We start from the raw sequence: 18,413 nt of genomic DNA, 5'->3' as shown, positions 1-18,413 counted from the left end.
GGATGGTCTTGATCCTGGCTGTCACATGCGCCGTGGCGGTGGGCAACATCTACTTTCCGCAGACCATCGGTCCACTGGTCGCCGCCGGGCTGCACGTGTCGCCCAATTCGGCCGCTGCGGTGGTGACCGCCACACAGACCGGCTACACGGCCGGGATGGTCTTGCTGGTGCCGCTTGGCGACCGGCTCCCGCACCGCTCGTTCCTCGTCGTCCTCCTCGCCCTGACCGGTCTGGCACTACTCGCAGCGGGTTGCGCACCGGCTCTGCCGGCCCTCATTGCCGCCAGCACGCTTGTCGGCCTGACCACCGTGGGCGCGCAGATCGTCGGCCCCCTGGCGGCTGGTCTCGTGGCCGCCGACCGCCAAGGAGCGGTGATCGGCACCCTGCTGAGCGGTTCGACCGGCGGCATGCTGCTGGCCCGGACCTTCAGCGGCACGCTCGGTGAGTGGCTGGGCTGGCGGGCCCCCTACCTGGTCGCCGCGGTCCTGGCCCTGATCCTTGCCACCGTCTTGGCGTTCGCGGTGCCGACCACAACCCCGTCCTCCCGCCAGCCGTACACAGCGCTCCTGGCCGAGCCGCTGCGCCTGCTGCGCACCGAGCCAGACCTGCGCCGCTCGTGCTTCTACCAGGCAACCGTCTTCGCCGGGTTCTCCGCAGTCTGGACCTGCCTGGCGCTCCTGCTCGCCGGTCCGGCCTACGGGCTGGGTGCCCAGGCAGTAGGAATGATCGCCCTGGTCGGCGCGGCGACCATGGTCTGCACCCCGCTCGCCGGCCGCCTGGTGGACCGCTACGGCCCCGATCCAGTGAACCTGGTCTGCATGCTTGGCGTCCTCGTCTCGGCCGCGATCCTCACCCTTGGTGCCCAGGGCGGCACGCTGGGTCTGACCTCCCTGACACTCGGCACGCTGCTCCTCGACACCGCGATGCAGTCCGGCATGGTCGCCAATCAAGTCCGTGTCTACGCCCTGCGCGTCGACGCCCGCAGCAGGCTCAACACCGCCTACATGACCTGCGCCTACCTGGGCGGCAGCGCAGGTTCCTGGCTCGGGATACGCGTCTGGAGCCAGGCTGGCTGGTGGGGCGTGTGCGTGCTCGTCGCGCTGCTTGCCGCACTCGCCCTGGCCCGCCACCTACTGGCGCTGTACAAGTTCGAGGAAAGCCCGGCCAGGAACCGTGCGGCGAGTGCGGATGGCCTCGGCCACCACCCTGGTGCTGGTGGAAGTGATCAGGCACCGTGCGACGCCTCCGTTACTCGGCCTCGCCGTCGTCTGACTCGTCGTGGGCGTGGGGGTCACGCAACGGGCGCAGGCCAGGCGCCGCGGGCCGGGTGAAGGCATAGCGGCCGAGGAAGTTTATGTGGTCGTACTGAAGCGGGGAGAGCCGGGCGAGCAGCTCGTCGGTGACGGGGAAGCCGTCGGCGGCGAGCTGCTTGACGGCGGCGTCGATGTAGAGGCTGTTGAACAGCACTACAGCGTTGAGGGCCAGGCCGAGGGCGCCGAGCTGGTCCTCCATGCTCTCGCGGTAGTGCTGGCGCAGTTCGCCGCGCTGGCCGAAGAAGATTTTCCGGGCGAGGCGGTGCGGGCCTCGGTGACGTTGAGCTGGGCGCCGATCATCCGCCGGTATCCCTCGTCGGAGACGAACTGGAGCAGGTGCAGGGTTTTGAAGATCCGCCCGTAATGGGCGAACGCGTCGCCCAGCCCGGTCGGCTTGCCGTCGCGGGAGAGCATGCGGATCAGGTCATGGCCACGGACCTCGCCCAGGGTCAGGGAGCCGGCCACGCGGAGCATGTCGCCCCAGTGGGCGCGGATGCGGTCCAGACGGATGGTGTGGTTCGAGGCGGGCTGGAGCGGGCCGTAGTCGGCTGCGGTGTTCGTCCGCCACAGCCTGGCGTCGGAGATGTCGGCGATCCTGGGGGAGAACTGGTAGCCGCAGATGGCGAACAGGCCGAAGACGATGTCGGAGTACGACGCGGTGTCGGTGATGACTGTCTCCGGCTTCGGGCCGCCGTCGCGGGCGTGGATAGCGTCCAGGATGAACAGCGAGTCGCGCAGCGTGCCTGGCACGACCACCCCGCCGACCCAGGGTTCATTGCCGAGGAACGGCAGCGCATCGGGCGGCGGCTGCGCGGTCATCGTGGGTCACCCACGCCGGTCGGCGACGTCGTCATCCTCGGCAGGCAGGGCGCCGCAGTGCCCGCACTCGCCCGTTCCGCCTTGGGCTTCGCGGCACGTGGTCAGCTCGGCTTGTACAAGCGTGGTCAGCCACGCGGCATGTCCGGGCTGCAACAGGATCGTCCGGGCGCGGCCGCTCTGCGGGTCGGTCAGCGTGAGTGGGTAGGCCGAGGCGGTCGGGTAGGTCTCGATCAGCTCTGCCAGGGCGGCGGCGAGGTCGGGGAACACGCTGTTCACCGGTTGGCCCCCCATTTTGCCGTGAACTCGCGATGCCCCTGCGCGGCGGCTGGGGCGGCGGTGAGTAGTTCGGTAGCGGCCTGAGCGAACCTGGCGGCCGCGTCGCTGGGTCTTCTCATAGGTGACCCACCAGGTATCCGAGGGCAGCTTGCGGCGTACTCATCTGCCATCGCGTCCAGCGAGCTCAGACCAACAGCGATGTCTGCGCTGACGGCCCCGTGTACGACGTCCACGGCTGGCATCGCATCGGCGATGACCTGCCCGCCCTCGGTCAGGCACTCGACGTGCTGCGCCTCCCACCCGCGTAGGCGCGGCCCGATCGGGTCACCCCCGTCTTTATCGGCGGTGGCGGTGGCGAGCACGGAAGCCAGCCAACTGCCGAAATCGCCCTCGCCACGGATCACGCGGACAGTGTCCCGCGTGTGCTGCTCGGTCATGAAGTCCTCGTCCCTGTGTCGGTGCCAGCGGTAAGGCGGCCAGGCGTTCCCGGGCATAGGCCAGCCAAGGTTCGTGGCCGCCGTACGGTCAGCGGGGTTGATTTTGGTGAGCTCGCCGAACACCTCGACCTCGCGGCGGGCGAGGGTGACCTGGAGGGCGCGCCGCCGGGCAGCAACCATGGTCGGGTTGGCGACGAGCTGGTCGAGCAGCTCGGCCGGATTCATCACCAGGGCGACCCGATCGACCGCACTCTCGATGGGCAGACTGGTGGCGTCGCCGCCGCGCCCACCCGGCGAGATCCTCGACCAGGGCGCCCGGGTCGGCCAGGTCGATGAGCTCGGCCCGGGCCTGCTGTGCGTCGCCGAGCCAGGCCAGCAGCACGCGCCGGCAGAACGTCGCCTCGGCCTGCTGATAGTTGCGAGACGCGCCGCAGTGGGCGGCGACCTCAGGCAGCGGCTGCCGGCCAGGGCTGCTGCGGCGGTACGTCGGCTGTCTGCGCGGACTTGATCTTGGTGACCGTCGCTGTGGCGAAGCGGAGGGAGGGGCCGATCTCGTCAACTTCGAGTTCGTAGACGGTGCGCTTGTCGCCGGGTTCGGTTTCGTAGATGCGCTGGCGCAGACGGCCCTGGACGATGACGCGCGTGCCGCGCTGGAGGGATTCGGTGGTGTGCTCGCGAGTTCTCGCCAGGCGGTGCAGGTGAGGAACAGGCTGGTGCCGTCTTTCCACTCCCCCGTCTGGCGGTCCTGGTAGCGGGGGGGTGGAGGCGACGCGGAAGCGTACGACGGCGTGGCCGGCTGCGGTGAAGCGGAATTCGGGGTCGTCGACGAGGTTGCCGACGACGGTGATGGTCGTCTCGTTGGCCATCGGATGTCCTCCGTTCTCGGGGATTTGGATGCATGGGCGCGGGGGCCGGCGCCTCCGGATCGGCGGCGCGACCCGACCGCCTGGCGGACGCTATAAAATCAGGGCTTCCACGAAACCCGGCGCGGTTCACGGTTATCGGGTGCCGCCACCGGACCAGCGCATTCAGCAGCGCACCACGCAGCGCAACGGCCCGCTTGCAGCGCCTGGCGGAGACATCGTCGGCGCGGCTTTCAGAGCGTGTTTGAGAAGGGCTGACAACGGCGTGTGCATCTCGCCGCCGTGGCCGCCGTGGTGTCGCGATCATGGTTGGGTGCCCTGCGAACGCCGCTACCCCTCCGATCCGATGCGTTTCCGCCACCGAGCGCGCGGCGGGTCTTACGTCGTGATGAAGGGTTTGTGGCGTCCTGCGCTCCCCACCCGGGCCGCCGAGCGGGATATATCCTTGTCGGATGCCCGAGCTCCAGTGTCTCCGCCTCGACCACGTTCCTGCTCTGCTCGTGTTCGAGAAGGAGAACCGGGCCTATTTCGCTGCGTCGGTTCCCGACCGTGGCGACGACTATTTCGCCCGATTCGATGATCGGCTCGCCGCCCTGCTCGCAGAACAGGCGGCCGGGGTGTGCTACTTCCATGTGCTCGTGGACGATCGCGGCAGGGTGGTGGGGCGCGTAAACCTGATCGATGTGGCGGACGGCTCGGCCGAGCTGGGGTACCGGATCGCGGAGTCTGCCGCCGGACGTGGCCTGGCCACACGCGCGGTTCATCAGGTCTGCGCCCTGTCCGCGACCGAGTACGGCCTGACCACCCTGCGGGCGGCGACGACATTGGACAACGCCGGTTCGCGAGCCGTACTCGCCCGCACGGGGTTCGTCCCCGTCGGCGAGACGGTGTTGGACGGCCGCCCAGGGCTTCGGTACGAACGGCACCTGGAGCCGAGTTCACGCGCAGGGCACGATCGCGGCGTTTGACGCCGCGCATGGCCCTGCCCGGACTCACTGCTCAGGTCGACCGATGAGCGCCCGTGCCTGCTGACGTGTGGCGGCGTGCCCACGAGTGAGACGCCGGGCCATTCCAGAGATCGCCGCCCATCGGATCATGGCCTCCGAGGTAGCGGGGTGGCGTTCGTAGTCGCGGGCCAGACGGCGGTGGCTGGTCAGCCAGGCCAGCGAGCGTTCCACGACCCAGCGGCGGGCGATTACGGCGAACCCGACCTGACCAGGGGCCTTGCGCACGATGTGCAGCGTGGTGCGCAGGATCCGCTGACTCCACTCGACCAGGGCTCCAGCGAAGCCGGCGTCGGCGAACACCAACCGGATCGGGGTGACCAGGTACGCGCTCAGCAGGGTGGTCTTGGCTCCGTCGCGGTCTTGGACCGAGGCGGCCATCACGCACACGACCAGCAGCAGGCCGAGGGTGTCGGTGACGATGAACCGCTTGCGCCCGTTGATCTTCTTACCCGCGTCGTATCCCCGCGACTCGCGGCCGACCGTGTCGGCGCCCTGGACGCTCTGGGAGTCAATAATCCCCGCCGACGGCTCCTCCTCCCGCCCCTGGGCCATGCGGACGCGTCGCCGCAGGATCGCGAGGATCTCCTCGGTGACCTTGGCTTTCTCCCAGCGGACGAAGTACCAGTAGACCGTCTGCCAGGGCGGGAAGTCGAAGGGCAACTGCCGCCAGGCGCATCCGGTGCGGACCACGTACAAGATGGCGTCCACGATGTCGCGGCGCGAGTGCTTCTCCGGCCGCCCGCCAGCGTTCGGGGCAGGGAGAAGCGGCTCGATCAGCGCCCATTGGGCGTCGGCCAGATCGGAGGGGTAGCGGCGTTCGCGGGGCACCCAACCATGATCGCGACACAACGGCGGTCACGGCGGCGAGATGCGCACGCCATTGTCAACCCTTCTCAAACACGCTCTCAGAGACACCAGCAACTCGAGCCGGGCAGGCTACCCAGAGCCATCGCGTGATGTCTTCAGCGAACCTTTGCCTCGCTAAGCGTCACACGTTGGCTCGCCCATGTTTGGGGATCAACAATCGAAGCTACCCAACTGCTCGTCGATGCTCTGACGCTTGAATTGAGAGGACGTCACCCCTCCCTGCTCAGCTGAATCGCACTCGGTGAGCCAGGGCCACGCCAGGCTTGCACTCCCCTGATCCTTGATTCGATGATCCTTGAATTCCGATAATGTTTCTTATCGGAAATCAGCTTCGAGGATCTTGAGGTACATCGGACATACGCGGCGAAGTGGAAACCAGAATCTGCCATCGTGGGACATATCGTCCCGCGACGCCTGGACGTCGTCGCCGCGGAGGAGATCCTCAGCGACGAGGCCGCCGAACTGCTCCAGCAAGCCCGCTCGGACAACACTCACCGGGCCTACGCCGGAGACTGGGCCAGGTTCTCCGACTGGTGCTCCGCCAACGGCGCGTCCCCGCTGCCGGCCACCACGACGACGGTCCTCAACTACATCGCCTACCTGACCACCCTGGGCCGAGCCCCGGCCACGGTCGAACGCGCCGTCTCGGCGATCCTGTCGATCCACACCGACACGGGCGCCGAACGGCCGAACACCCGGCCGATCCGGGAGGCCCTGCGCACCTACCGCAAGCTGCGGGCCAAGTCCGGCTTCCGGCCGCGGCGCTCCCTGCCCATCACCATCGAGATCCTGCGGGCCATGATCGAGGCCCAGCCGGACGACACACCCACGGGACAGCGCAACCGGGCCATCCTGACCGTCGGGTACGCGGCGATGACCCGCCGGATCGAGCTGCACAACCTGAACATCGAGGACCTGGCCTTCCTGCGGGAAGGGCTGGAGGTCTTCATCGCGATGTCGAAGACCGATCGCGACGCGCGCGGCGTCAGCGTGCCGCTGCCGTACGGCTCCCATCCGGGCACCTGCCCGGTGCGGGTCGGCGTGGCTGGAAATCCTCGCCGAGCACGGCATCACCAGCGGGCCGGTATTCCGCGCGATCGACAAGAACGGCCGCATCGCAGGCGCGATCGGCGACGACGGCATGCCCGTACGCCGAGCCGGCCGCGGCGACGGCATCCGCATGACCCCCGAGGCGATCAACCTGGTCGTGAAGGAAGCCGCACGAGCAGCCGACCTGCCGCACGCTGACCGCTACTCCGCTCACGGCCTGCGCGCCGGCGGGGCCACAGACGCAGCCGACGCAGGCGCGACCATGTCGGGAATCTGCCAGCACGGCCGCTGGTCGGAAAAGTCCCCGGTGGTGATGCAGTACATCCGCCATCGCGACAAGTGGAAGAACAACCCGATGCTGCGCGTGGGCCTATGAATGAGGTAACCCGGCCGTCGAGTGACAGTTGACACGAGGCATCGCTGATCTGTCCGCGTTCGTCTCGCCTGATCGCCGCCCGCCCCTGGCTGACGGTGTTCTACCTGACCGCCTACGCTCCAGAACTGAACCCGGTCGAGGCTGTGTGGGCCCACATAAAGAAGAGCCCGACAAACCTCGTCATGTGTACCGTCGATCAGCTGATCGCCTTGGGCAAAAGACCGGCTGGACGGATATAGTACCGCCCCGCCCTTGTCGCCTGCTTCTTCGCCAAGACCGGCCTGGACTTTCGCCCCCTAACCTCATCCAGTAAGCCTCTCTAGCAGTAGTCCTCCGCAGGAATTAATTGATAGTTCTCGATGTTGCACTCCTCAAGCATTCGAATAACCACATCGAGACCATCCCCGTCGACCTCCAGCAGGATATGAAATGGAATCGCAGGCCGATCCCACTCCGCGCCCTCCACCACTGGATGCGACCACTCCTCAGCGGCAGACGTTAATACCCTAAAAAACGTGCCTCTCTCTTCGGGCTCCGACGCAAGAAGGCTGTCAGCGTTCCGCAATACGAGAACATACCCTTTCGCTGGCAGCCACTCTAGGTCGGTAATGACCTCATCAAATGCAGGCCAATTGCGCCCGAAATAGTCGGGAAATTCAAGAGCTTCCGAGAATGCAGAGAATAGATCGTCCAGTCTTGATATTGGACCACAGTCAATTTCTATGAGTCGCAGGTCGATTTTTTCGACTTGCCCCCTAAGTATCTCCGCGAGCTTGAATCCAGCCACGAACAACCATGGCGCAGATGGGGTGGCCGCGACTTGCAGCAAGTTATTGGATTTGGGTGAACGTGTCATAGTGATCACTAGTATAGTATACTTTCCCGTCCGATCCAATTACAATCCGTTCCGCCCCCCTGTTTCGGCCACGAACATACGGGTGGACGTCGTACTCCCGGTAGGTGATGGCGTTACCATTTCCATCAGTTCGCGGAAGCACCTGACCGCCTCCTCGTCCATCGTTGCTAAAGGTCCGTCCACCCCGGTAGCCGGGGACACGCGCACCGTTATGAGATTTGACGTAGTTGGCCGTCTCTACTGCATGCCTCGGCCCTGGCCCGAAAGCAATACAAGGAGTCGAAGTCGCTGCATTATGAACAAGTGCGGTGTTAGCACCGACAGCCACGTAATAGGTGTGAGTTCCCTCGACAGTGAGGTTGTATACACGCTGGTCAGTGCGGTGATAGCTGCGGACGTCCAGCACATCCAATCGGTCGCCGGCAAAGCTGCGCAGGCGCATGCCGACTTCCAAATCTTCGGCGTTGAACCAATGTCCTTGGTCGTCCGACCAGATGGGGTGCTTGTCCGTGGCGATGACGACGCCAGTCTCGTCCCCACCAGTGCCGTCGATGTCAACGGTGATCTCAACGAGATCTTTGTCGCCCTTCCCGTTGATCAGCGCGACGACTGCCTTCGCCTCGGTTCTGCCGTTGACTGGATCGGCGGCAAGAACTTGGTCGCCAGCCTCTACCTGCTCAATTTGCTTGTAGCTGCCGTCGGCCATCAGGACGAGGGTGCCTGCGACGAAGCTGTTACAGGTTTTGACCGCAAACTGGTAGGCGTCTTCGGCCTTCTTCAATGCGGATTTTGCGTTCAGCCAGCCTTTGATTGCTTCGAGTCCGCGTTTTGCAAGGTTCCCAACCTTTGTAGCCAACTCGGCGGCTTTCTTCCACTTCCAGGGAAGACCGTAACGTGTGATCACCTTGCCTGCTATGCCGCCGACCAGGCTCGACAAGAGATTGAGGGCGGTGTTGGAGCATGCGGAGATATCGCCCTTTAGAACACAGTTGAGTCCATCGGTAATACCGAGTTCATCGGCGGCAATCTTACCCAGTTCCTTGATGATGCCGACTATGGCATCCCAAGCATCGTCTTGCGCTTTCGCTGCTTTATTCCTCTGCAACTCAGCGCACTTGACCTTGCCAAGCTTCAGGCATTCTTCATTGGCTTTGCATCCAGTTTCCGGGAGTTCCCTTCGATCGCAGTCACTCTCCTGCGGCGCCAAGCCGCTGGGGTCGGAAAGGCCGATTGGGTTATTCCCTGCGTACCCGTAGGGGTTGGCCCATTGCGGTTTGCGGAGGTCGAGGAGGGGGTCGGTGGTTATGAATTTGGCAGTGGCAGGGTCGTAGTAGCGGGCGGACAGGTAGTCCAGGCCGGTGGAGTCGTCTTCGATCTTGCCGAGGAATCCGTGGTCGGTGAAGGGCAGGTCGTCGGCGCCGCGGCGCTGGCCGAAGGGCAGGTAGCGTTCGCGGGAGACCTTTCCGGTGGTGTCGTCGACGGCGAGCTGGGTGGAGCCGTGCAGGCCGGACATGAGCCAGGTGGCGCCGTCGCCGCCGGCGCGCATGGCGACAGTGGCGCCGTCGGGGGTGGTGTAGTACCGCTTCCCGGTGATGGTGTCGCCGTTGACCTCGATTTCCATGGAGCCGAGGTACAAGGTGGCCTTGCCGCCGGGGTCGCGGCGGATGAGACGCTCACCGTCGGCGTCGTACACCATGGTGGTGTCCTGGCCGTCGATGGTGGCCTTGTCCAGCTGGCCGAGGTCGTTCCAGGTGAAGGTGCCGGCCTTGCCGCCGACGATGCGGGAGGTGAGCTGGCCCGCGTTGTCATAGGCGTAGGTGTCGGTGCCGCCGGGCCTGGTGATGGAGGTGACCGCGTTCGGCCTCACCGCATCGGCCCCGGGCTGGTGATAGTCGTAGATGGCGGCCTGGCCGTTGGAGGTCAGGCTGGTGAGGTTGCCCACGCCGTCGTAGGCGTAGGACTGGGCGTAGGGGTCGATGCCCTGGTTGTCAGCGGAGGCCGTGCCGCCGCAGGCGGACGCGGTCGTGGTCCATGCCTGAGACAGGCGGTGCAGGCCGTCGTAGGTGAAGCATTCGTACTGGCCGGTGCTGCCGCCGCTGGCTGCGGCGGCGTCGAGGATCTTGGTGATCTCACCGGAGATGTCGTATTCGTACCGGTCGTCCTGCGTCGTCACAGGACCGCTGGTGTCGGCCTTGGTTGTCGTGGTGACGCTCGTGACCCACCCGGTCTTCGGGTCCCACTCCAGATGCCGCTTGATCTTCCCGCCTGCCCCGTAAGCGCGATCGGCCAACTGCCCGATGTTGGAGTATGTGGTGGAGTCGACGTAGGTGAACCCACCGCCCAAACCACTGGTCATCCGGGAGGGGAGGTCCAGGTCGGTGTAGGTGGAGGTGAGGGTTTCGGCGGGGAGGCCGCCGGCGGCGGGCATGGTGTAGGTGGCCACCTGACCGCTGGTGGTGTAGGTGGTGGCGAAGGCGTAGGTGCCGGCCAGCAGCCCTTCGGAGGAGGGGATGGTCAGCGTGGAGCCGGTGGGCCGGCTCATCGCGTCGTAGCCGGTGATCGTGTCGACGTAGGCGTTGCCGCCGGCGTACCGGGTCGCGGACGTCAGCTGCCCCTTGCCCTTGTCGGCGGCGTCGTAGACCCATTCGGCCAGCTTGGTGCCGCTGTTGCGCTCCCCGAACCAGAGGGCAGTCTTCCTGCCGATGTCGTCGTAGGAGTAGGAGACCTTCTGGCCCTTGCCGTTGGTCGACCACAGCGGGCGGCCGGCGTCGTCGTATTCCTGCTGCGAGTCGCCCGCGTCGGGGTCGTGGGAGGCGATGCGGCGGCCGAGCAGGTCGTAGGTGAAGGTGCGGACGTTGCCGTTGGCGTCGGTCTGCTTGACCATCTGCCCGTCGCGGTCGTACTCGAAGGTGGTGTCGTAGTGATTGGGGACGCTGACGGTGACCGACTGCCAGGCCGTCCAGTCCGAGGCGATGCTGTCCTTGACGGCGCGGGCGCGCCAGCGGACCTTCCAGCCGTTGCTGAGAGTGCCGGCGGGGATGGTGACGGTGGCGTCGTTGCCGGAGGTCACGCCGTTGGCCGTGGTCGTCCAGATCTGGCCGGTGCCGTGCTGGGTGTCGGCGGGGTCGTGTTCGACTTGGAACTCGGCGCCGAGTTGCCCGCCTTGGGCCGAGCTGACGGTGGACAGCAGGGCGGGAGTCAACGTGGTCGTCGTGCCGTTGTTGGCGGGGCGGGTGCGGGGGTTGTCGATGGTCGGTATGAGCGAGCCGTCGGTCACGGTCAGCTGCTGCCAGTCCGACCAGGCGGAGGTTCCGCCGCTGGTGGCGGCGCGGGCGCGCCAGCGCACCAGCCACCCGTCGCTGAGCTTGCCGTCGGGGACGGTCACGGTCGCCTGCGTGCCGGAGGTTACGTCGTCGACCGCGGTGGTCCAGATCTGCCCGTTGCCCTGGCCTTCGGGGGCGGCGGGGTCGTGCTCCAGCTCGAACTCGGCCCGCACCTTGCCGCCTGCTGGGTCGGTGACGTGGGCGAGCAGTTGCGGGGTCAGCGATGAACTGATCGTCTTGCCGTCCACGATCTCGGATGGGGTGACTTGCAGGGTGCCCAGCACGGGGTCGGGCTGGTCGACGCGGACGGTCTGCCAGTCCGACCAGGCCGAGGCGGTCTCGCCGGCGACGGCGCGGGCGCGCCAGCGCACCAGCAACCCCTCACTCAGCGTGTCGGCGGGGACGGTGACGGTTGCCTGGGTGCCGCCGGGGACGTCGTCGACAGCGGCGGTCCAGATCTGGCCGGTGCCGTGCTCGGTGTCGGCGGGGTCGTGTTCAAGCTCGAACTCGGCCCGCATTGTGCCGCCGGCGGGGTTGGTGACCTGGGCGAGCAGTTGCGGGGTCAGCGACGAGGTCACTGTGGTGCCGTCGATGACCTGGGAGGGAGCGACCTGTAGCGCCGTCACCGCCGGCTCAGACGGGACATTGCCGATATCGACGGTGGCCGACTGCCAGTCCGACCAGGCGGAGGTCACCTGGGTGGCGGTGTTGAGCGCGCGGACCCGCCAGCGGATTCCCCACGCGTTGTTCAGTTTCCCGCCGGGGACGGTGACCGACGCTTGGGTGCCGGAGGCGAGGTTGTCGACCGCGGTGGTCCAGATCTGGCCGGTGCCATGTTGGGTGTCGGCGGGGTCGTGCTCGACTTCGAACTCCGCCCGAAGCGGCTGCCCGTAGGCGTCGGTGACGGTGGCCAGCAGTTGCGGAGTGAGCGAGGTGACCGTGGTGGTCTGCCCGGAGGTCTGGGCGGGGGTGATCTGCAGCTGGGAGACGGTGGCGGCCGGGACCTTCACCGTCAGCGACTGCCACTGGCTCCATGCGGAGGTGTTGGATCCGGCGGCGACAGCGCGGGCGCGCCAGCGGACCTTCCAGCCGTCGGCCAGTTTGCCGGACGGGACCGTGACCGTGGCCTGGGCGCCGGAGGCGATGTTGTCGGCCCCGGTGGTCCAGATCTGGCCGGTGCCATGCTGGGTGTCGGCCGGGTCGTGCTCGAGTTCGAACTCCACACGCGACGCCGCGGAGTCGGAGGTGGTGACCCGGGCTGCCAGCGCGGGAGTGAGCGTGGAGGTGACCTCCTCCCCAGACAGGTCTTGTGAGGGGGTGACCTGCAGCTGGTCGACCACCGGGTCCGGCACCGTGATCGTGGTGGTCTGCCAGGCCGACCAGGCCGAGGAGACGGAGGTGCCGGTGTTGGTGGCGCGGGCCCGCCAGCGGATGTGCCAGCCGTCGGTCAGCTTCCCGGCCGGGACGGTGGCGGTGGCGTCGTTGCCGGAGGTGACGGCGGTGGAGCTGCCGGCCCAGATCTGGCCGGTGCCTTCGGCGGTGTAGGCGGGGTCGTGTTCGACCTCGTAGTCGGCCCGCAGATTCCCCCCGGCCGGGTCGGACACAGTGGCGTGCAGGGTCGGCGTCAGCGACGACACCGCGGTCCCGGTGACCGGGGTGATCGACAGGTTCCCAGCGGTGGGGGCGGAGTTGATGGTGTAGGTAACGCTGAGAGAGGGGGCGCGGCCGGTGCCGGCCTCGCTGCTGTCGAAGAAGACCTGGTAGTCCGCTGAGTTGGTCTCGTTGGTTCCTCGTATCCGAATCCCGTAGTTGGGGGCGCCGGATGCCCATGCCTTGGCCATATTGGTGACCGTCCAGCTCAGGTACTGCTTGGCCGCGCAACCGCTGGTGTCAACGAGGGAGGCCTCGTCCGTTGTCGAGATGCCCGGCTGGTTGGCGTAGGTGATCGTCGCCGGATCCCAGGCGGCGGTGACCCGCGAAACCCAGGCCCCTGCACGGGGGCACGCGGACGTTTTGACCGAGCTCTTGTAGGCCTGCAAGGTCGCGCTGGAGACGGTCGCACCGGTCAGGGCGGAGGTGTCGAACTTGATGAAGGCACGCGACAACGTCCCGCCGTAGTTCCCGGCGCTGATGGTGGTGTCCCCGGAGTGGTTGGTCGTGGCTGGGTCGCCCGAGGTCACGGTGGTGTCCGTGGTGAGAGGCAACGTGATGGTGGGGTCGATCGTCACCGGATACCGGGTGGCGGGATCGGCCAGGAACGCGGGGTCCGGGCGGAGCACCAGAGTCTGCTCGCCGTCGTCGGCGACCACATCCGTGGCAATCTTCCCCGGCTTGCCGGTCGCGCCCTGCCCGCCGTCGGTGCCGGACAGGGAATCCCACATCACCGGTTGCGGGGCCGAGGCCACCAGCTTGGTGTCCTTACGGTCCTTGAGCAGCAGACGCCCATCCGTACCCTCTGACAGGGTCAGGTCCTTGCTCTGCACGCCGATACGGATTTCCAGCGATTTGGCGGGCCGCTCGCGCAGCACCACGTCGTGCCGGAAGCCGGTCGCCAGCACCGTCACCACGAGGTCGGCGCCCTTGCCGGCCGCGTCAGGGAAGGTGGCCACGTTGCCGCTCACCGTCGGCTTCGGCAACGTGGTGGGCCAGCGCAACGCGTACTTCTGGCCCTGGGCGGTCATCGTCACGAACGCGCCAGCACCGCCGGTGGAGACCTCCATGGTGGCACCGTCGGCGATCGCCTTCGGCGTCAACGTCCCGTTCTGTTCGACCAGCGTCGTGTCGATCGGCACCCAGGCGTCCCCGCGCCGAGTCCGGACCGGGCCCGCGCTGAGCTGCGTGGTGAACGTCTTCCCGTCCGACTGGGCGTAGGTGACGCTCGATTCGTCGGTCGCTTCAGCCACCTCGACGGGCTTGCCCGACTTCTTCGCCTCGGCCGCCGCGCGAGCGCGCGCATCCTGCAGCTCCCCTGTGGGCGCATCCGCAGCGGGGGCACCTGTCGCCGGGGACTCGGCAGCCCCTGCCTGCTCGGCCTCGGCGGCAGCGGCAGCGGAGGAGGCCTTCGATGAGGCCGGCGGAGTCGGACCGGCAATCGCCGAACTCTGCTGGGCGGTGCCGCTACCGGTGAGCCATTCCTCGACCTTGGTGACCTGGTCGGCGGCGTCGGTGTAGTACACCGTCTTGCCGCCCACCGGCGGGATCACCTCGTACTTGTCCGCACCCAGGTAGTTGGTGGTCGTACGGCGGAACTCGCTGGTGCCGGTCATGTCCACCTGGGCGGTCACCCGGCCCAGCCCGTCATACACCTGCTTGGACCACTGCGGAACCGAGCTCCACGCGGGGTTCACCAGGCCCGAACCCGGCGCACCCGCGTTGTGCACCGGAGCGGTTGTCGCCGCGGTCAGGCCGCGCCCGTCGTAGGTGGTGACCTGGACGATCCGGCCGCCCGCCGGGGAGGCGGCCTGCACCTCACGGTTCCGGCCGAAGCCGTCGCTGTAGGTGTAGGTGGAGGTGTAAGTGGCGGTGCTACTGCCGGCACCGGACTGCAGGCGAGACACCATGGTCCGCGATGGCTGGCCAGCGGTGACGGTGTAGGAGACCTTCGCCGCGGGGGGATTGTCGCTGTGGTCGGTGTCGCTGGGGGGAGGCTTGGGGGCGTTGGGGGTCCACAGCTGCAGCGTGCGGCCCAGGACGTCGTAGTCGATGTTGACGTCGTTGTTGTTGGCATCGCGCATGCCGACCGGTTGACCGTTGTACTGGGAGGACCAGGTGGTCACCGTGTGCTCGAGCGGGTTGCTGACCGTCACCCCGTCCCTCGGCCAGCCGACGGCAGGGGCGTAAGTGGTGGTGGTCGTCTTACCGAGCGGGTCGGTCGTCTTCAGGGGCCGGCCGTAGTTGTCGAAGGTCGACTTAGACGTGGCGTAGTCGGTGTTGGTGCGGTAGGCGCGGGTTTCGGTCACGTTCCCGCGCTTGGGAGTGTTGGCCGCCGGGCCGTCCGCGCCGTCGTAAAGGTAGACGGTACGACTGAGCAGGTCCCCGGTGGCGCAATCGTCACCCGCGTGTTTCTCCTCCGACGCGTGATAGTTGAGCATCCACGCCGTCGTGGTGTTGCGGGCGTAGGTGATCGCGGTGCAGGTGTTGTCGGCGGCGTTGCCACGTTCACCGTAATCGTTGACCGTGTCCGGCAGCCCGTCGCTGTTGTAGGTGGTCTTGGTCTCGGTGTATCGCCATCCTGCGGTGGTCTTCTCCCGTGCCACCTGGCGCGTCTGGTCCACCCGGGAGGGTTTGCGCGTGCCCGGGGCGGTGCCGGTGACGGTCACCTGGTACTCATACCGGGTTGAGGAGTTCTCCCCGTTGCTGTCGCGGGTCTGTTCCTGCAGGGTGCGCCCGTTCAGCTCGATGCGGTCGGGGACGCTGTTCCCGTCGAAGTCGGTCAGGTTCTGGCCCGACTTGCCGCGGAAGAACTTGGCCGAGGTCGTGCTGACCCCGGAGGAGTCGAAGGGGTTTCCGACGGTGGTGGTCACCTGGCCGTACCCGCGCCATTCGGTGTAGTCCTTGCGCGCGAACGGGTCACGCACGGCCAGGGGATTGTCCGGGATCGCCCAGGCCGGGGCGCCACCGTAGGAGTAGCTGGTCACCTGTTCGGGTGACCCGCCGACCAGGTCGATGTCGGTGACCGACAGCACCAGCCACTTGGCGTAGACCTCGCCGTAGTAGTACCGCGTGCCGTTGGCGATTTCGGAGCTGGTGGTGACGAAGTAGCAGTCGTAGCCGGGGTCGTCCCAGATGTCGGTCGATGGATACGACGGCCACGGGTACGAACAGGGATGGATCTGCCCGTAGTCCACCTCGCTGCGGCCGCCCAAGCCGTTGTTCACCGCGCCGATACGGGGGAACTGCGCCTCATCCATCCGGTCGCTGACGGAGTTGTCCAGGAACGTCGCAGCGAAGGTGGTCGGCGGCAGCGCGATGGAGGTTCCCTTGCCGCCGGCCAGGCCGACCTGCCGGATCGAATTCAGCCACAAGATCGGGTGCTCACCCAGCGGGTCACCGTCACCGCTCAGCCACTGATACGACAGATCCCACCGGGTGACGTCCTCCCAGTTGTCGGTGGTGCCGGGGATCAGGGTCTGGGTGGTGATCGCGGTCAGCTTCTGGGTGGTGTAGAAGGTCGGCGGCTGGAACAGGCACTGCGACGGGGTCAATTTGCAGGTCGGCACGTCGGTGGTGCCGCCGGAGGCCCGGCCGGCGGTGGTGAACAGGATCCGCGCCGTCGGGGTGGAGGTGCTGATGGTGGTGTTGTGGCCGTAGCGCACCTCGCGCACGTGGGCGGCCTTGTCATACTCCGGGCCGCACGCGCTGAGGTTGTCCAGCGCCGTCGTGCAGTAGGCGTCGTCTTCCTTGTTGTAGGAGTAGTCGATCACGTTGCCGTTCGGGTCGACCTCCCGGTCCAGCATCCAGCGCCAGGTGTCCTCACAGATCTGTTCCACCGTCGACTCGCCGCTGCCGGGGGCGGGGTAGTACTCATGACACGGCTCGCCCGCGTCGTCGCCGATGAACGACATCGTCAGCGAGGAATCTTCGTTGAAGCCGAACCGGTAGACCGTGCCGTCCTGGGTGGTGATCCGCCACCACGACTGCGTCGCCATCGGCTCGATCTTCCAGCCGTAGTCCTCGACCGTGCGCCACTTACCGGAGGAGTCCTTGACGATGTCGGTGGAACGGCCGTCCACCGACAACGTCAGCTTCGAGCCGCCCGGGTCGGAGGAGTACGGCGACTGCCAGCACTTGTCCTGCCAGCCCTTCTGCGTGGGGTTGTAGCCCAGCCGGCCCGACTGCGCATACCCGGCACACGACACGAACGACCGCTCGATGAACCCGGTCTCCAGCTCCCAGCCCATCCCGACCAGGCCGGACTGGTTGTTGGTCTGCGAGGTCAGCGAATCCACCGACGCCGAGGAGTACTGCAACGCCAGCTTCGGCGCGTCCCCGGAGGGGGCGGGCGGGGCGGTGATCGGGTAGCTGTAGGTGAACGCCCCACCCGCCTGGCCCGCCTGCCAGCTCCCCGACGGCTTCAACGGCGACGCCGTAAAATCGCCCACCAGCGACCCCGATGCCGTCGCCGCAGCCGAAGCCGCCACCGCATACACAAACCCATCAGCAGCGGCGGCAGCGGTGTCGCCGGCAGCGGCGGCTCCGGCCGAGGCCTTCGCCGACGGCGAGGATGACGTCGTCTCGCCCGCTCCGGTGCTAGCTCCGGCGCTAGTCGCCGGGGTTGGCGCACCGCCGCCGCCTGCCGCGGGTGCCACTTCGACCTCGGCCGTCAGATGGCCGGCCTTGACGTCGTTGACCACCGGCAGCATCCGCAGCTGCGCCGCCCGCTGCTTGGCGCACTCGGCCGTCAGCGGCTGGTTCAGCACACAAGCCGGCAACCGCACCAGCGTCAACCGGGAGGCGAACCCACCCCCGCCCGCACCGCGGAACGACGAGTAGTCCACCGTGACCTTCGCCGCCGCCGGGCGGGTGCCGCCGTCCGCCCGGGTCAGCTGCAGCACCATGCCGACACCGCCGACCTTACTGGCCACGGTGTTGTCGAACGTCTTCACCGTCACCGAGGCCGGGGTCTGCTTCACCGGTTCCTGCGACGGCTCGGCCTTGGGCGAACTCTCGCCCCGCGACGCTGACGCCGACCTCTTGCCCGAGGGCGATGCGCTCGGCGACGGACTCGGCGTGGCGCCGGCTCCCGCGTCCGGCGCGGCCACCGTCACCGGCAACCCCGGTACGGCCGCGGCCTTGCCCGCCACCACATTCACGCGCGCCGACCCGCTCTTCGGCCACACGGGCGCCGGCGGCTTGTTCGCCAGGTGCGACGCTGCCTCATCCTTCACACGGGAAGTCGGCACCGCGACCGGTCGGCTCTCCACGCTGCGTTCCTGCTGCGGGGCCTCCACAGCGGCGCTGGCCGGTGTGACCAGACCGTCGGGCACGCCGACCCCGGCGACGAACACACCGAGGACGACCACCGCCCCCACCCACGCCCGTGAAAAACGGCCATGGATTGTGCTGGGCAGCAGTTTCCGGGCACGCGAAATCGGCACGCCGACCCCTCCGCAGGCAAAGCGAAGCGCGCGGCAGGCATGGCCGCTCGCCCCTATAAAGCCGAAATAAAAAGACCAAAATGGATCATGCGTGCCCGACAACCCCAGGTCAAGATCTACTTCGCATCC

General features: G+C 67.3%; 9 protein-coding genes and 2 pseudogenes. 4 read left to right on the top strand and 7 right to left on the bottom strand.

Going from position 1 to position 18,413, the window contains the following annotated elements; all coding sequences use genetic code 11:
- The first annotated feature begins 2 nt into the window (after positions 1 to 2).
- The gene (locus tag ACQEVJ_RS18950; RefSeq protein WP_433102717.1) at positions 3 to 1,331 is read left to right on the top strand and encodes an MFS transporter; all 1,329 of its coding nucleotides are present in this window, start codon (positions 3 to 5) and stop codon (positions 1,329 to 1,331) included.
- Here ACQEVJ_RS18950 and ACQEVJ_RS18945 read toward each other — a convergent pair.
- From ACQEVJ_RS18945 to ssb, 4 genes and pseudogenes are all read right to left on the bottom strand, one after another.
- Positions 1,249 to 2,078 (bottom strand): annotated as a pseudogene (locus ACQEVJ_RS18945) (Tn3 family transposase); the annotation flags it as partial. The gene ACQEVJ_RS18950 and the pseudogene ACQEVJ_RS18945 sit on opposite strands and share 83 nt — an antisense overlap.
- 60 nt (positions 2,079 to 2,138) lie before the next feature.
- Complete coding sequence (locus tag ACQEVJ_RS18940) at positions 2,139 to 2,408, bottom strand: hypothetical protein (protein ID WP_433102715.1); 270 nt, start codon at positions 2,406 to 2,408, stop codon at positions 2,139 to 2,141.
- Entirely contained in the window at positions 2,405 to 3,073 is a 669-nt protein-coding gene (locus ACQEVJ_RS18935; protein ID WP_433102713.1) for a hypothetical protein, read from the bottom strand. Before ACQEVJ_RS18935 ends, ACQEVJ_RS18940 begins: the two co-directional genes overlap by 4 nt.
- A gap of 218 nt (positions 3,074 to 3,291) precedes the next feature.
- Positions 3,292 to 3,711: a single-stranded DNA-binding protein gene (ssb, locus tag ACQEVJ_RS18930; RefSeq protein WP_433102711.1), complete on the bottom strand. Its 420-nt coding sequence runs from the start codon at positions 3,709 to 3,711 to the stop codon at positions 3,292 to 3,294.
- Positions 3,712 to 4,160: 449 nt separating this feature from the next.
- Here ssb and ACQEVJ_RS18925 point away from each other — a divergent pair, with 449 nt between their 5' ends.
- Positions 4,161 to 4,676: a GNAT family N-acetyltransferase gene (locus ACQEVJ_RS18925; RefSeq protein WP_076438704.1), complete on the top strand. Its 516-nt coding sequence runs from the start codon at positions 4,161 to 4,163 to the stop codon at positions 4,674 to 4,676.
- A 24-nt stretch (positions 4,677 to 4,700) separates the two neighbouring features.
- Here the strand turns inward: ACQEVJ_RS18925 and ACQEVJ_RS18920 are convergent, their stop codons facing one another.
- Positions 4,701 to 5,543, bottom strand: coding sequence for an IS5 family transposase (locus tag ACQEVJ_RS18920; RefSeq protein WP_433102709.1), 843 nt, complete (start codon positions 5,541 to 5,543; stop codon positions 4,701 to 4,703).
- Positions 5,544 to 5,972: 429 nt separating this feature from the next.
- On the opposite strand from ACQEVJ_RS18920, the gene ACQEVJ_RS18915 reads away from it, so the two are divergent.
- Together ACQEVJ_RS18915 and ACQEVJ_RS18910 are read left to right on the top strand one after the other, a co-directional pair.
- On the top strand, positions 5,973 to 6,830 hold the full coding sequence (locus ACQEVJ_RS18915) for a tyrosine-type recombinase/integrase (RefSeq protein ID WP_433102707.1): 858 nt from the start codon (positions 5,973 to 5,975) through the stop codon (positions 6,828 to 6,830).
- A gap of 255 nt (positions 6,831 to 7,085) precedes the next feature.
- A pseudogene (locus ACQEVJ_RS18910) lies at positions 7,086 to 7,175 on the top strand (transposase); the annotation flags it as partial.
- 152 nt (positions 7,176 to 7,327) lie between these two features.
- On the opposite strand, the gene ACQEVJ_RS18905 reads toward ACQEVJ_RS18910, so the two are convergent.
- Positions 7,328 to 7,795, bottom strand: a complete 468-nt coding sequence (locus ACQEVJ_RS18905; RefSeq protein WP_433102705.1) for a barstar family protein — start codon at positions 7,793 to 7,795, stop codon at positions 7,328 to 7,330.
- 43 nt (positions 7,796 to 7,838) lie between these two features.
- Complete coding sequence (locus ACQEVJ_RS18900) at positions 7,839 to 18,284, bottom strand: DNRLRE domain-containing protein (protein WP_433102703.1); 10,446 nt, start codon at positions 18,282 to 18,284, stop codon at positions 7,839 to 7,841.
- Positions 18,285 to 18,413 lie beyond the last annotated feature (129 nt).

Source organism: Microbispora sp. CA-102843, assembly GCF_050936215.1.
Lineage (GTDB): Bacteria > Actinomycetota > Actinomycetes > Streptosporangiales > Streptosporangiaceae > Microbispora.
The sequence above is the reverse complement of the archived record's forward strand: the minus strand, read 5'-3'. Positions and strand labels throughout refer to the sequence as shown.

Excerpts from the sequence above, each read along its gene's own strand:
- ACQEVJ_RS18925 (WP_076438704.1), top strand. The coding sequence starts at position 4,161 with ATGCCCGAGCTCCAGTGTCTCCGCCTCGACCACGTTCCTGCTCTGCTC.
- ssb (WP_433102711.1), bottom strand. The coding sequence starts at position 3,711 with ATGGCCAACGAGACGACCATCACCGTCGTCGGCAACCTCGTCGACGAC.
- ACQEVJ_RS18950 (WP_433102717.1), top strand. The coding sequence starts at position 3 with ATGGTCTTGATCCTGGCTGTCACATGCGCCGTGGCGGTGGGCAACATC.